The 14,424-nt window shown below is 71.6% G+C and carries 13 protein-coding genes; 9 read left to right on the top strand and 4 right to left on the bottom strand.

All coding sequences use genetic code 11. The annotated features are described in order from the left end of the window. Positions 1–22 precede the first annotated feature (22 nt). Positions 23–1,933: a transglycosylase SLT domain-containing protein gene (locus WMF31_RS13860; RefSeq protein WP_436602389.1), complete on the bottom strand. Its 1,911-nt coding sequence runs from the start codon at positions 1,931–1,933 to the stop codon at positions 23–25. A 195-nt stretch (positions 1,934–2,128) separates the two neighbouring features. Between WMF31_RS13860 and WMF31_RS13855 the strand changes: the two genes are divergently transcribed. Then, complete coding sequence (locus tag WMF31_RS13855) at positions 2,129–3,373, top strand: type VI secretion system-associated FHA domain protein (RefSeq protein ID WP_436602388.1); 1,245 nt, start codon at positions 2,129–2,131, stop codon at positions 3,371–3,373. A 91-nt stretch (positions 3,374–3,464) separates the two neighbouring features. Continuing rightward, positions 3,465–4,160: a hypothetical protein gene (locus tag WMF31_RS13850; protein WP_436602387.1), complete on the top strand. Its 696-nt coding sequence runs from the start codon at positions 3,465–3,467 to the stop codon at positions 4,158–4,160. 133 nt (positions 4,161–4,293) lie between these two features. Here WMF31_RS13850 and WMF31_RS13845 read toward each other — a convergent pair whose 3' ends face one another. Continuing rightward, positions 4,294–5,211 (bottom strand): hypothetical protein, encoded by a 918-nt coding sequence (locus WMF31_RS13845; protein ID WP_436602386.1) that lies wholly within the window; start codon positions 5,209–5,211, stop codon positions 4,294–4,296. A gap of 518 nt (positions 5,212–5,729) precedes the next feature. On the opposite strand from WMF31_RS13845, the gene tssD (WMF31_RS13840) reads away from it, so the two are divergent. The 5 genes from tssD (WMF31_RS13840) (at position 5,730) to tssG (ending at position 10,340) form a co-directional block, all read left to right on the top strand. Further along, on the top strand, positions 5,730–6,242 hold the full coding sequence (gene tssD / locus WMF31_RS13840; protein WP_436602385.1) for a type VI secretion system tube protein TssD: 513 nt from the start codon (positions 5,730–5,732) through the stop codon (positions 6,240–6,242). A 137-nt stretch (positions 6,243–6,379) separates the two neighbouring features. Then, positions 6,380–6,865 (top strand): type VI secretion system tube protein TssD, encoded by a 486-nt coding sequence (gene tssD, locus WMF31_RS13835; protein WP_436602384.1) that lies wholly within the window; start codon positions 6,380–6,382, stop codon positions 6,863–6,865. 114 nt (positions 6,866–6,979) lie between these two features. Continuing rightward, a complete protein-coding gene (gene tssE / locus WMF31_RS13830) occupies positions 6,980–7,402 on the top strand; it encodes a type VI secretion system baseplate subunit TssE (RefSeq protein ID WP_436602383.1) in 423 nt (140 codons plus the stop codon). An 81-nt stretch (positions 7,403–7,483) separates the two neighbouring features. After that, entirely contained in the window at positions 7,484–9,253 is a 1,770-nt protein-coding gene (gene tssF / locus WMF31_RS13825; RefSeq protein WP_436602382.1) for a type VI secretion system baseplate subunit TssF, read from the top strand. Positions 9,254–9,266: 13 nt separating this feature from the next. Then, the gene (tssG, locus tag WMF31_RS13820; RefSeq protein ID WP_436602381.1) at positions 9,267–10,340 is read left to right on the top strand and encodes a type VI secretion system baseplate subunit TssG; all 1,074 of its coding nucleotides are present in this window, start codon (positions 9,267–9,269) and stop codon (positions 10,338–10,340) included. 85 nt (positions 10,341–10,425) lie between these two features. Here the strand turns inward: tssG and WMF31_RS13815 are convergent, their stop codons facing one another. Continuing rightward, a complete protein-coding gene (locus WMF31_RS13815; RefSeq protein ID WP_436602380.1) occupies positions 10,426–11,142 on the bottom strand; it encodes a hypothetical protein in 717 nt (238 codons plus the stop codon). A gap of 146 nt (positions 11,143–11,288) precedes the next feature. Here WMF31_RS13815 and WMF31_RS13810 point away from each other — a divergent pair, with 146 nt between their 5' ends. Together WMF31_RS13810 and WMF31_RS13805 are read left to right on the top strand one after the other, a co-directional pair. Then, positions 11,289–11,999, top strand: a complete 711-nt coding sequence (locus tag WMF31_RS13810) for a hypothetical protein (RefSeq protein ID WP_436602379.1) — start codon at positions 11,289–11,291, stop codon at positions 11,997–11,999. A gap of 170 nt (positions 12,000–12,169) precedes the next feature. Beyond that, entirely contained in the window at positions 12,170–13,144 is a 975-nt protein-coding gene (locus WMF31_RS13805) for a hypothetical protein (RefSeq protein ID WP_436602378.1), read from the top strand. A gap of 70 nt (positions 13,145–13,214) precedes the next feature. Here the strand turns inward: WMF31_RS13805 and WMF31_RS13800 are convergent, their stop codons facing one another. Then, positions 13,215–14,375, bottom strand: a complete 1,161-nt coding sequence (locus WMF31_RS13800) for an FHA domain-containing protein (protein ID WP_436602377.1) — start codon at positions 14,373–14,375, stop codon at positions 13,215–13,217. Between the last annotated feature and the right edge of the window lie 49 nt (positions 14,376–14,424).

Genomic DNA, 14,424 nt, shown 5'->3' with positions numbered 1-14,424 from the left:
CCCCGTCCGAAAGCGCCGTTCGTCAGCCGCGCTGATCGCGCTTCTTCTCCGCGGCCTCGGGGGCGGCGCCTCCGGCCTCGCGGGCCGCTCCGCGCGCCTTCGCCTGCCGCCTCACCGCGCCGCGGCCCGCCTCGCCGCGCTGCCCCGCCGCGGGCCGCGCGGGCGCGGCGGCGTCCCGGGCCCTGTCGCCCTTCGCCTCCCCGGCGCTCGCCGCCGTGTCCTTCGCCTCGCTCGGGGCGGCCGCGGCGGCGCGGTCCACGACGTCGGGCCGGACACGCAGCTTGAGCAGGGCGCCCGCGCGGAGCTTCTGATCGGGCTCCAGCCCGTTATCGCTCGCCACGTCCTCGACGTCTATCGCGAACTGCCGCGCCACGCCGATCAGCGTATCGCCGGGGCCGACGCGGTAGTACATCACCGCGCGCTTCGACGACCGCGCGCGCGCGGCCCGCCGCCGCGCCGGGGCATCGCCCTCGTCCGCCTCCGGCCCCTCGTCGCCATCGCTTTCCGCGGCCAGGGCGGCCACGGGCTCGCGCATCGTACGCCGCTTCTTCGGCTTCGGGAGGAGCGCGAGCAGGCTCTCGTCCCGGCGGAGCGCCCGCCGCTCGGTGAAGTCGCGGCCGCCGAGCAGATCGACCGGGTCGAGGATCGACGCGTCGTCCGTGGCGAGCGAGTCCATGTCGAGCATCGCCGGCAGCGCCGCCTGCGCCCGCGCCAGCGTGTCCGCCGGGATCATCACGAGGTAGTCCCCCCGGCCCGGCGGGACCCGGTCGCCGAGGAGGTCGGGGTTCAGCTTCCGCAGCGTCGAGGTCGCGACGCCTGCGGCCTTCGCGAGCGTCTTGAGCGGCGTGCCCGGCGGCGCCGGGATCTCGGCCGCGTCGATCGGCCGGCTCACCTTGACGTCCTCGAACCCGAACCGCTCCAGGTTGTTCGCCACGATCGCCGCGGCCCCGATCTTCGGCACGTAGGCCGCCGTCTCCGACGGGAGCGCCTGCTGGCGCGCCAGCTCGTTGAAGTCGGACGTGCCGTACCGATCGATGCGGTCGAGCAGCTGCTCGTAGCCCATGTTGTAGGCCGCGAGCGCGAGGTCCCAGTGGCCGAAGCGCATGTACAGATCGCGCAGGTGATGCGCCGCCGCCTGCGTCGCGAGGCGCGGGTTCTTCCGCTGATCCAGGTGCCGTGTCTGCTGGAGCCCGTAGACCGCGCCGGTGGCCGGCATGAACTGCCAGAGGCCCACCGCCCCGGCCGGCGACCTCGCCCTCGGGTCGAACCCGCTCTCGATCATGGCCACCCAGATGAGATCCTCCGGGAGCCGCCGTTCCCTGAGCTCGGTCTGGATCATCTCCTGGAACCGACCGCTCCGCTTGAGCCAGGTCGCGAACATGTTCCGGCCCCGATCGGTGCGCGTGAAGAAGCGGACGTACTTGAGGGTCCGGCGCGACACGGAGAGCCGGAGGTCCGGCAGCTGCAGCCTGGAGAGCGCCTCGGCGCCGGCCGCGTCGAGGTCGTCCACGTCGTCGGCGTAGCTACCCTCGGCGGAGAAGGCGCGCGGCGGCCGCGAATAGCTCGGCCGCTCCAGGTCGCAGGCGGCGCCCTCCCGCGCCTCCCGCGCCGCGGCATCCCGCAGCCGCGCGAGCTCCCGCGACTCGCTCCCCGACAGCGCCCCGGCCGGCGCCAGGCCGGAGGGCCCGGGCGCCGCCGGCGCGTACGGCGCGACCGGCGCGCCCCCGGGCGCCCGCGGCGCGTACGAGGCGGCCGGCGCGGGCGCCGCGAGCGAGGCCGATCCCCCGGGCGCGACGGCCCGCGCGCCGCCCAGCTGGTAGGTCGCGACCGCCGACTGCACCGAGGTGATCGCCGACTGGGGCGCCGCCATCCCGACCCCGTAGCCAAACGCCAGGGCCGAGACCATGGGAGGGATCTTGTGGACGAGGCTCATGTGTGGTCGAAGGTCGCACCATGTAGGCAAACAAGTCAAGTAACCGGCCCTCGTGGGGTCGTGCCTGCTGCGGCGGGCTCCTCTCCCGACCGCGCGTGGGCTGGCTCGCGCTCCGCGCCGTGACCTCGCGGCCGCGCGGTCCGGGTGGGCTTCAGGCACTCCCGTGGGGCGAAGCGGGTCTGCTAGTCTGCACGCATGCCGGCGGCGCTCTCGGCCCGCGTGTCCGACACCCAGGCCAACCAAAGCTTCGAAGCTTCGTTCGAGCGCTTCCCTGTCCGGATCGGCAGGAACCAGCTGAACGATCTGCACATCGACCGGCCGTACATCTCCCAGTTCCACGCCGCCGTGGACGTCCGCGATCGCCGGATCCTCGTCCGCGATCTCGGCTCCACGAACGGGACGATGTTCGCCGGCCACCGGCTGGCGCGGGACACCGCGGTGGACGTGAGCACCCAGCCGGAGATCACGATCGGGCCGATCCAGATCCGGCTCGCGATCATCGAGGCGCCGCTCAAGGCCGAGCTCCCGAGCGACGGCACGCTGCTCGGCACGGGCGGGGAGAACCTCTCGGCGCTGCTCCAGTCGCAGAAGCGCGCGGCGCCCGGGGTCGAGGACCCTTACCTGCGGCAGGTGGTCCCGTACCTGGAGGCGTACCGGACCGCGTGGGCCGCGGTCTACCGGATCATCTGGGAGCACCTGGCGCGCCTCCCGCCCGAGGCGCGCCAGGGGTACCTGCGCCGGCTGGGCGAGGAGCACCCGGCCGTCCTCGCGGAGAAGGACTTCCAGAAGATCGCCCAGTACTACGGCGTGGACTACCGCACGCTCGGCGAGCTGGCGCCGGCGAACGCGGCGTTCGCGGCGCTCTCGGAGCTCGCGGGCGTGCTCGCGCCGGGCGCGAAGCCTCCGGACGACGTGGCCGGCATCGTCAACTTCGCGCGGCGGCTCCGCGACACGATGGACGTCTTCCTGAAGTGCTTCGTGAGCTTGCGCGACGGCTACTACGAGTTCGAGGAGGAGGTGCTGGCCCGCGATCGCTCCGTGGACAGCGACAAGGTCGCGAACGCGAAGGACGACAAGGAGCTCGGCACGGTCCTGCTCACGCCGGCCGGGGGTCCCGACGCCGCGCACCAGCTCCGCCAGATCTTCGCCGACGTGATGACCCACCAGATGGCGCTCCTGCAGGGCGTGATGGGGGGCGTCAGGTCGCTGCTCGTGAAGCTCTCGCCGAAGACGCTCGTGAGAGAGCTGGAGCGGGAGGGCAAGAAGGGCGGGCTGTTCTCGAGCAAGTACGAGGATCTCTGGAAGCTCTACGAGCGCCGCCACGGCGACTTCGGGGAGGACAAGGAGACGTTTCGAGAAATATTTGGCGAGCAGTTCTTTCGCGCGTACGTTGCGACGGCCGCAGAGGACGATGGCTCACGGAACTCGAACAAACGATAGCGCCCCTCGGACTGCGGGGCTCCGCGCGCCACACGGCGCCTCGGGCTCGCCGGTCTCCCCCGGTGGCGCAGCCGAACGCGAGGCGCCATTCATGCGAATCAGGCAGAAAGTCGTAGCAGCAGGTTGTCTGGCGGTCGCCGCGTGCCTCCTCGCCCCGCGCGAGGCGGCGGCGCAGGCGACGACGGTCGAGCGGGATGAGAGCTGGGGCACGGTCTCGGACGTGAGCCTCGCGCTGGGGGCCTCGGCCGTGTTCCTGATGCCGCGCGTTTACTACAGCGATCCCGAGGCCACGGTCGGCTGGAAGGGGCGCTGGCATTTCTCGGTGCTGGCGCCGGCCATGACGATGACGGCGCTGACGCTGCTCGTGGACCTGCCGATCAAGGGCGCGATCGAGTCACCGCGCCCTGGCTGCGGGATCGAGGAGACGAAGACGGCCCTGGCCGGCTCGGGCTGCGAGTCCTTCGGCGGCCCGTCGACGCACGCGTTCGCCTCCTGGGGCGCGACGGGCGCGGGCACGGGCATCTTCCTGGTGGACACCTTCCGTTACTCCGCGGGCCGCTTCAACGCCGGCGGCTTCATCGGCCACGTGGCCTTCCCCCTCACCGCGTCGATCGTCACCTCGATCGCCCGCGGCGTCGCTCCCGGCAACGCGGAGGCCTACGAGAACGGCGGCCAGATCGCGATTGGCGGCGTCACGGGCTTCCTGAGCGGCCTCGCCTTCGGCACGGCCTACGCGATGTTGCAGCGCCCGAACTGCGGATACGGCAACGCGCTGTTCTGCTGGTGACCGCCGCCCCCGGCGAGACACCGCTTCCCCGTCCCCCCCCCGAGGGGCCAACCCCCCCGCCGAGACGCCACCCGCCGCCGAGACGGCGGCGACCCCCCCCACCTACCCCCCCCTCCCCCAGGCCCGCCGTTGCTCAATCCTGACCGACGACGCGCTCCCAGAGGGGGTCGTTCGACGAGAAGAGCGTATCCCGCTCCACCCGGAGGAACCGCTGGAACTCGACGCGGCGCAGCTCGCGGTCGCTGTCGCGGTTACCGTCGTCGTACTTGACGATCTTCACCCGCACCTGCTCGAGCAGCTGGATGCCGTTCGGCTTGTACGAGACGTCGGTGCGCAGCACGTAGCGCGCGTAGAGCCCCCGCTCCGTGACGGAAGGGATCACGGCGGTCCGCTCCAGGTCCACCGCCGCGGCCTCGATCAGCCGTCCCCTGCGCGCGAGATAGAAGTGGGCCCGTTGCCTGCAGTCGTCGGGATCGGGGCAGCTCTTCGTCTCGGCCACGACGAGGTTGTCGTTGCCGAGGCGCACCGGCGACAGCCGGGTCCCCTTCGCTGGCGCGCGGAAGCTGCCGATGCCGAAGACGTCCGCGCGATCGCCGGCCGCGCGCACGAGCGCGACCAGCCCGCCCTCGTCGCCGTTCTCGAACGTGAGCGCGCGCAGCCAGAGCACGCGGAGCCCTTCCGGCCCGGAGCGGATCTCGACCTCGTCGGGGTCGATCTTGCGCGGCCAGCCGGACTTCGAGATGCCGCCGCGCAGCGTCTCGTTGGCGAACACATAGTGCCCGGTGCAGTCGACGTCGGTCGGGCCGATCCCGCGCTCCGCGCTGTAGCCGGGGACGATGATCTCCATCCACTGGTCGGGATCGAGGTTGCGGACGGCGGCCTTGCCGCCCGCCGCGCGCCGCGCGGGCGGGAGCTGGGTGGAGCACACCGGAATGGGGTTCTGCTTGCGCGTGAGCAGCTCACCGTGCGGCTGCTCGGGGTACGATCCGCAACCCGCGAGCGCGGCGACGAGGCCCAGACCGGCGACAGAGCCGAAACGAACGATCCTCACGCGCTCTTCGTATCATGCAAGGGCTCGCCGAGGCGAGTTCGCGACCCATCGGCCTGGCCGGCCACGCTGGCCGGCCAGGCCGCGCTGGCCGGCCAGTTCACATCGGTGGACCGAGGCTCGCCATGCCAGCGGCCACGCCCGCCGCGCCGCGAGCCACTCGCGTCGCCCCATCGCCCACAGCGACCGCAGCTTCTCAACGCGATCGACACACCCACGACACCCGTGTCGAACCGGCGGAAACTTGCGGGATCATCGAGAACCCAAGGCAAACCAAGGGCCAAACAACGACGAACCCAGGGCGTAACGCGCAGGACGATCTGGGACACAAAAGTCTTGACGCTCCCATCTAGGGAGTTACCTTCTGGACTCCCTGCGTTGAGCAGGGGCAGAGATACGATGCACATCGTATCTCCTGGATTGCAAACTCCTACTCCGGACGGGGCGAACCGTCTGCCAGCGCGCAATGGGGCGTAGACTGAGCCCAGGCGGCGAGTCCTAGAAGGAACAGGGTGCTGATCATGGCGTTGCAAGCGTATCTGAAGCTGAAGGGTGTGACGCAGGGTGCGATCGAAGGTTCGATCACCCAGAAGGGCCGTGAGAAGTCCATCGGCGTCATCGAGGTGAAGCACTCGATCGTGAGCCCGCGTGACCCGGCGACCGGCTTGCCGAGCGGCAAGCGGCAGCACAAGCCCTTCGTGATCACGAAGGAGCTCGATAAGTCGACGCCCCTCCTCTACAACGCCCTGGTCAACAACGAGAGCATCCCGGAGTGGGAGCTCAAGTTCTTCACGCCGGGCGCCGCTGCCTCGAAGAACATCGGCAAGGAGCAGAACCACTACACGGTGAAGCTCATCAACGCGACGGTCGCGAGCATCGACTTCTTCATGGACAACACCCGCAGGCCGCCGGAGGGCAAGGACGTTCCGGAGTACGAGAAGGTCGCCTTCACGTACCAGAAGATCGTGTGGTCCTACGACGACGGCGACGGCGCCCGCCAGGCGGACGACGACTGGGAGACGCCGAACGCGTAGTACCTAGCTGCTGAGGTCTCGTCGATCCGGGCGGCCTTCGGGTCGCCCGGTCGCGTTTGTGGCCCTGAACCGGGCGGCCAAGGTGGGCCGTTCGGTTCAGGGATGGCCATCACGCACAGCAGGACCAGAATGTTGGCATGGCCCTCAACGCCTACCTCAGAATCTTCGCCACTCGACAGGGGGAGGTCAGGGGGTCCGTCACCCAGAAGGGGCGAGAGGGTACGATTCTGGTGACGGGGGTGTTTCACTCGGTGGTGGGACCGCGGGATCCGGTGACCGGGCGCCCGACCGGCAAGCGGATGCACAAGCCCATCGTCGTGACGAAGGATCTCGATCGCTCGACGCCCCTCCTCCTCAACATCCTCAGCCACAACGAGAGCATCGCCCGCTGGGAGCTCCAGTTCTACCGCTCGGTCGCGATCGGCGTCGAGCGGCCGGTCTTCACGGTCCAGCTCACGAACGCGACCATCTCGAGCATCCAGTTCACCATGCTCAACGTGAGGAACCGGGCGCTCTCGCGCGTCCCGGAGCAGGAGGAGGTCGCGTTCACCTACGAGAAGATCGTCTGGACCTGGAACGACGGCGGCCTCTCGGCGGGCGACGACTGGCTCACGCCGCGCTGAACGGGTGGTGCGGCGCTCCGGGGGCTCCCCGGAGGGGGGCACCCAGAGTGCAGCGCCACCCGTTCAACGGGCGGGGCTTCCGCTGGGGGCGCGGGCTGGTCTACGATGGCGCCCGTGGCCGGCGCTTCCCTCCTCACGCGCATCCAGCACGCGGCCGACCCGCACTCGACGGAGCGGCACACCTACCGGGATCACGACCTCGAGTCGGCCATCCTGACGCACCTCGGGCACATGCTGAACACCCGCCAGGGCAGCTCGCTGACCTGCCCGGACTACGGCCTCATGGAGGTCTCCGAGGTGCTGCACGAGTTCCCGGAGGCGATCGGCCTGGTGCAGCGCTCGATCAAGAACTGCATCCAGACGTACGAGCCGCGGCTGAAGAACGTGCAGGTCCGTCACCTGCGCAACGCGGACGCGGTGCAGTCGATGGTCCTCGAGTTCGAGATCACCGCGCAGATCCAGTACCCGGACGGCCGGCGCCAGGCGCTGCGGCTCGGCGCGGCCGTGGACCAGAGCGGCAACGTCCGGATGACGTAGCGCCCTGTCGTCCGGCGGGGCCCCGGTCTCGCGGCCGTTGACAGGCTCCGGCGCCGGCGGTCGACTGGCGGTGGCGAGAGGATGTTCAACAAGTACTACCAGGACGAGCTCACCTACCTGCGGGACCTGGGGCGCGAGTTCGCCGCGGCCTACCCCGGGATCGCGCCCATGCTCGCGGAGCGCGGCGGCGATCCGGACGTCGAGCGGCTGCTCGAGGGCGTCGCCTTCCTGACCGGCAAGATCCGGCAGAAGCTCGACGACGAGCTGCCGGAGGTGATCCACTCGGTCGCGTCGCTGCTCTTCCCGCACTACCTCCGCCAGATCCCGGCGACGTCGATCGTCGAGTTCACCCCGCTGCCGAACGTGGTGCGCGAGAAGCTCCTGGTCGCGCGGAACGCGGAGATCGGGTCCGTGCCCGTCGACGGGGTCTCGTGCCGCTTCCGCACGACCCAGGACGTCGAGCTCGTCCCGCTCGCGATCGAGGACGTGCGCGTCGACACGGGCGCGCAGCTCGCGCAGACGCTCCGCATCGAGCTCCGCCTCACCGGGGGCGCCGCGCTGCCGGCCCTGTCGCTCTCGTCGCTGCGCTTCTACATCCACGGCGAGCGCAGGCTGCAGGACGACCTCCGCCTCTGGGTCGGCGCGCACGTCGAGTCCGTGGCGCTCGCCGCGGTGGACGCGGCCGGGCGCGACACGACGATCGCCTCGCTCCCGGCGCGCGCCGTGCGGCTCACCGGCTTCTCCGACGAGGAGGCGCTGATCCCGTACCCGAAGACGGTCTACCCCGGCTTCCGGCTCCTCCAGGAGTTCTTCACGCTCCCGCAGAAGTTCGCCTTCTTCGAGGTGACCGGCCTCCAGGCGCTCTCGGTGGAGCGGGTCTCCGACAGGTTCGCGATCCTCCTGCAGTTCCGGGACGGGCTCCCGCCGGGGACGCGGATCGGCCGGGAGAACTTGCGACTGTTCTGCTCTCCGGTCGTGAACCTGTTCGATCACACGAGCGATCCGATCAAGCCCGAGGCGACCAAGCACGAGTACCTCTGCCGCCCGGCGGGCGCGGCGCCCGCCGCCTTCGAGATCTACAGCGTCGACAAGGTCGTCGGCATCGCCCGTCGCACGAGCCAGCGCGTCGAGATCCCCTCGTTCTTCAGCTTCCAGCACGAGCTCGACCCCGACGCCGCCGCGCGGACGATCTTCTACCAGGCGCACCTCCGCCCGGCCGCGATCGGCGACGGCATCGACATGTACCTGTCGTTCGGCTCGCCGCAGGACGCCGGGGCGCTCCCCGAGTTCGACGTGATCAGCATCGAGGCGACGAGCACGAACCGCCGCCTGCCGGCGCAGCTCAAGGTGGGCGATCTCCGGGTGCCCACGGCGACCTCCCCCGCGGTGGCGAGCTTCACCAACCTCACCGGCGTGACGGCGCCGCTCCCGCCGCCGATGGGGCGCGAGCTGCAGTGGCGCGTGCTGGCCCACATGGCGATGAGCTACCGCTCGATCACCGAGCTCGAGGTGCTCCGCGCCACGGTCGATCTCTACAACTTCCAGGCGATCGTCGATCGCCAGGCGGCGCGCGCCAACCAGCTCCGCCTGGCCGCGATCAAGTCGATCCGGGTGCGGCCGACCGACCGGCTCTACCGGGGAGCGCCCGTGCGCGGCGTGGCGGTCGACATCGAGCTCGACGAGGGCGGGTTCGTCGGCGAGGGGGAGATGTACCTGTTCGCGAGCCTCCTGAACGAGATGCTCGGGTCGTACGTCTCGTTGAACTCGTTCACGCAGCTGACGGTCACCGGCACGAACACACGCGTGGTGCACAAATGGGAGCCGAAGAGCGGCAGCCTGACCCTGATCTGAAGGAGGCGACCCGTTGAGCGCCGCGCCCGCCGCAGAGGAGACGCTCCAGCGCTTCGCGGAGATCGCGCCGCGCTCCTCGTACTACCGCCTCATCTACCTGCTCGAGCGGCTCTTCCCCGCCGCGCCGCCCGTAGGCCAGCTCGGGCCCGTGCAGGACGAGCGCATCCGGCTGCGCGGCGATCCGTCGCTCATCTTCGCGTCGAGCGACGTGAGCGAGCTCGCGCTGGTCAAGTACCCGGACGCCGTGCAGCGCGCGCGCGTCTCGACCACGTTCCTCGGCCTGTACGGCTCGGTGTCGCCGCTGCCCGCCTACTTCATCGAGGAGATCGCGCTCTCGGATTACCAGGGCGGGCCGCAGCCGATCCGCGAGTTCCTCGACGTCCTCCACCACCGGCTCCTGTCGCTCCTCTACCGCGCGTGGACCAAGTACCGGCTGCCCGTCACCTACCGCAAGCAGGGCGCCGATCCGTTCACGCGCCGGATGTTCTGCGCCGTCGGGCTCGACGGGTTCCGCGAGTACGGGACGCCGCTCGATCGGTTCTTCTTCCTCCGCTACGCGCCGATCCTCGCCTCGAAGTCGCGCTCGGCGCGGAACCTCGAGACCGTGCTGTCCGAGATGCTCGGGAACATCGGCGTGCGGATCGAGCAGTTCGTCGGCCACTGGACGCTCATCGAGAAGCCGTTCAGGAACAAGCTCGGCGTGATGAACCACCAGCTCGGCGAGAGCCTGACGCTGGGGCGCTACGTGTTCGACGGCTCGGGGCGCTACACGATCGTGGTCGGCCCGGTCGGCTACGACGAGTACCTCTCGTTCCTGCCGGGCGGCGAGCGGCAAGCGCTCGTCCGCGGCGTCATCGAGACGTTCACGCCGGGCATCCACGACGTGATGCTCGAGATCCACGTGGACACGGAGGAGGCGCCCCGGTTCCAGCTCGGCTCGCCGCGCGCCGCGACGCTCAAGCGCACCGCGTGGATCGGCGGCGCGGCGGCGGAGCGGCTCGTCCTCACGGTCCCCCTCGACGAGAAGCACCTCGCGGGCAGCGCCGACGCGGACGAGGAGGACCGGGGCGAGCCGCCGCCGATGTGACGGCCGGCGGCGTCGCGGCGTGCCGAGGAGCCGTCGCGGCGCGCCGAGGCGCCGTCGCGGCGCCCGGGCTCGCCGGCGCGCCGCCTCAGTAGACGGTGAGGCTCTGGAGCGCCGCGGTGATCTCGTCGGCGCTCGCGTCGATGTTCTCGTGATGCACGATCTGCACGAGCAGCACGCGGCGGGGGCTCCGGATGAGGATCTCGTGCGCGAACGCCTCGGACACGGGCTTCGACGGGATCTTCGCCTTCACGAGGTAGCTGCGCCCCTGCGTGTTCGCGGTCGCCACGGGCGCGCGGCCCGAGAGGATCTGCGCGCCCTGCTCCTCGAGGTCGGCCTCGTAGCGCTTGAGCACGTCGGGCCACGGGTCCTCGGGGCTGTCGATGCGCTCGTAGATCGAGAACAGGAACTGCCGCGGGGACTGGTACGTGATGAAGCGGCGCTCCGGCGTGTAATCGGCGCCGCCGACGTTCCAGTCGATCGGGCGGCTCATGCGGACGTCGCCGTTCATGAGGCCGACGCCGATCCTGCGCGGCAGCCGGTCCGTCGCGGGGGCGTCGAGCGGCGGGAAGTACACCTCGAAGCTCGCGTCCTTGCGCAGGGCGCCCGCGGCGCCGTGGAGGTAGAAGACTTCGTCTTGCTTGGGGGCCGTGGGCGACCCGCCGCAGCCGGCGAGCAGCGCGATCGCCGTCACGGCGGCGCAGGTCACGCCGGCGCGCCCTGCCGCGGCCGCGCACGGGACGCGCGGACGCCGGGCCGGGTGGGCGGGGGCGTGGGCGAGCGTCGGCATTCCGAGGTGCCTCATCGGGGGAACTCTAGGCCAGCGGGGGCGCGCCAGCCAAATGTTCGCAGAGGAGTTTGCCCTCGAGGCGCCTGGCATTGAATGATTGCCCGGCCCGGGCAGCGCTGCGCCCGGCGATCGGGCGGCGCCCTGCGCGCCGCGAGAGGGCCATGTCGAACGAAACGAATCCGAGTCGCAAGGACACGCCCGCCGGGGCCTCGCCGGCGAGCGCGCCGTGCCCGTCGTGCAGCAGGAGCTCCCATCGAGCGCGCCGGGCGCCCGGCCGCCTCGTCGCGCCCCGGCGCCCGGCGCTCGCGGCCGTGCTGGCGCTCGCGCTCGGGGGCGCGGCGTGCAGCGGCATCGACGCCGGCGTGGAGTACCCGGGGGATCTGCCCGAGCCCGATCGATACCTCTTGACACCCGAGAACGGCGCGGACCCGTCGCTCACGCTGGGGGAGTTCAAGATCGGCCCCGAGACGTGCAGCGGGATCGACACGCACCCGGTCACCCAGAGGCTCTCGCCGGACGATCTCACCCGCTTCCTGGAGGCCCAGGGCGCCGGGAACATCGCCCCGAAGCTGGCGCGGTCGAACCTGTACTGGTTCGATTTCCCCGCGCGCGACGGGTCGTTCGTGCGGCTGCGCCTCGCGGTGCTGGAGGACGCGCGCCGCGCGACGCAGGATCTCCACGACGCGCTGCTGCAGCACGGCCCGGGGTGGTGGGGCGTCCGGCGCTCGAACCTCGCGGTGCTCGCGCCGAAGGCGAGCCTGCGGGAGGCGGTGGCGTTCGCCATCAAGTACAAGCTCGTCTGCTGGGGGATGTTCACGTACGCGGGGAACGACGACGCGTACGTGGTGCCGGGGCCGTACGCCGAGCTGTGAGGCGCTCCGCCGCGGCGCGGGGCCCCGCGGGCCTGCACGCATCACGCCGCCGCGGCCCCCGTCAGGCGGTCTCCTCGGGCGCGCGGCCTCCGCGGTCGAGGCGCGGGGGCGACAACGTACGAGCTCTGCGATTCTGGCAAATCCGAAGGAAGAATGCGTAGACTGCGCCCATGCGTCGTCACGTCTTGCTCGCCGCTTGTGCATGCCCGATCCTCGCCGCGACCGCCGCCGCCACCGTGCCCGGCTGCGGAGAGGAGTTCGAGGACATCTGCGCGTTTCTCGAGGATCCGAACAGCTGTTACGCGACCTATCATCGCGACATCGGGGCTCGGTGCGGGGCGCAGGGCGACGGGGACGCGCCGAAAGGCACGTTCGCCAGCCGGGAGGCGCTCGACGTCTGCTTCCTCAATGAAGGCGGGCAGGTCGTCTTCGATCCGCCGCTCGATCTCGCGGCGTTTCCCCCGAAGAGCCTCTCGTTCAAGCGCCTCGACGCCCTGGCGCAGGAGTGCGGCTCGTTCACGTTCTCGGGCGAATACAGCTATTCGGTGACCATCCATCCATGCGGCGAGACCGAGGAGGACACCGCCGCCGACGCCGGTCCTCTGCCGCTGTGCGCTGACGGCAGCGGCGCTGGCGAGGGGATCGCCCGCGTGAGCGGCGGGACCGTCACCGTCACGACGCCGGAAGGTCGAGATACCCTCGACGTGAGCTGCGCAGACGGCACGACACACCATTTCAACCGGATCGACGCCGAGAGGAAGTGCGTCGAGCGCACGCCCCTGCTCCCGAGGGCCGTGCTCGAGGCGAGCGCGGGGAACCAGCCTCCGCCGGACGCCGGCCCGGTGCCGCCCGATACGTTCGCCGGCTCCATCTCGTTCCGCGTCCACTACCCGCCGAGCGCCGGGTCGGGCGCCGCGGGCGACGTCGTGACGTACTTCACGTGTCAGATTCCCCCGCCCGCGGCGATCTGCTTCAACGGCGAGAAGGACGGCCTGGAGACCGACATCGACTGCGGAGGCACGCTCTGCGAGAAGCGGTGTGGGAAAGGGCAGTCTTGCGCTCAGGACAGCGACTGCGACGGCCTGAGTTGCCTTCCAGACACGAGCGGCTTCCGAAAGTGCACGGATCCGAACGCTGAGCCTTGAGCCTTCACCCCATCGCGGAGCGCCGGGGCGTGGTCTCGCGGGCGCTGCGGGCAGCCAGGCGGGCGTGAGCTCACGCCACCAGCACCTTCACCACGAACGTCGTGCTGCCGAGCCGTAGCCGGTCGTTGTCGCGCAGCTGCCGGCGCTCGCCCTGCGCGAGGCGCTGCTCGTTGACGAACGTGCCGTTGCGCGAGCCGTCGTCCTCGATGAAGACCTGGCCCGTGGTCGGGTCCCCGTGGATCGCCGCGTGGCGCGAGGAGGCGCTCGCGTCGGCGAGCCCGATCTCCGTCGCCGGGTCCGCCCCGGCCCGCCCCACCTGGGTGCGGCCGCTGTAGATGGGCCAGAAGCTGCCCGCGGGGTCGTTCTGGAACGTCACCATGAAGCCGACGAGCACGCGCGAGGGCTGCCCCGCGATCGGCTGCACCACGCCGGAGACCGCGCCCTGGACGACCGGCGGCACCACCGCGGCCGCCCTGCCCTGCACGGCCCCGGGCACCCCGCCCTGCACCAGCGGCGGCGGCGCCACCATCCCCGGCGTGCCCATCGGCACCGCCCCGGGCACCCCGCCCTGCACCAGCGGCGGCGGCGCCACCATCCCCGGCGTGCCCATCGGCACCGCCCCGGGCACCCCGCCCTGCACCAGCGGCGGCGGCGCCACCATCCCCGGCGTGCCCATCGGCACCCCGCCCTGCACCAGCGGCGGCGGCGCGACCGCCGCCCCTCCGCCCTGCACCAGCGGCGGCGGCGCCACCATCCCCGGCGTCGCCGTCGGGACGACCAGCGGCGGCGGCGCGACCCCCTGCGGCGGCGCGCCGAACACAGGCCCCCCCTGCGCCGCGGGCTGCTGCCCCATCGCGCCGCCGAGCGCCGCGCCGGCTCCCACGCCGGGGATCGGCGACGCCAGAGGCGGCGGCGCGGGCACGGCCGACGGCGTGCTCACCGGAGGAGACGACGGCTGCGAGGTGAGCCCCGCCGAGGGGGCCGCGCGCGCCCAGGGCGACACCGGAAAGGGGGCGTCCGCGCCCGTCGAGAACGGGGCGCTGCCGCCCGGCACGCCGGACGCGGCGAGGCCGCCGCCGAGCCCCACCGGCTGAGGCGGCGGCGGATAGGCCCCCTGCCCCACCCCCGCCTGCACGGGCGGCGGGGGCGCGACCGGGGCGGAGAGACCAGGCGCTGCACCGGCCACGCTCGCGCCGCACATCGTGCAAGCGGTGTCGGTGTCCTTGAGCATCCACGCGCAATTCGGACACGGCCTCATGCGCTGACGAGGCTACCGATTC

This window comes from Sorangium sp. So ce1036, from assembly GCF_051369805.1.
GTDB lineage: Bacteria > Myxococcota_A > Polyangia > Polyangiales > Polyangiaceae > Sorangium > Sorangium cellulosum_F.
This window is presented reverse-complemented; position numbering and strand designations above follow the sequence as displayed.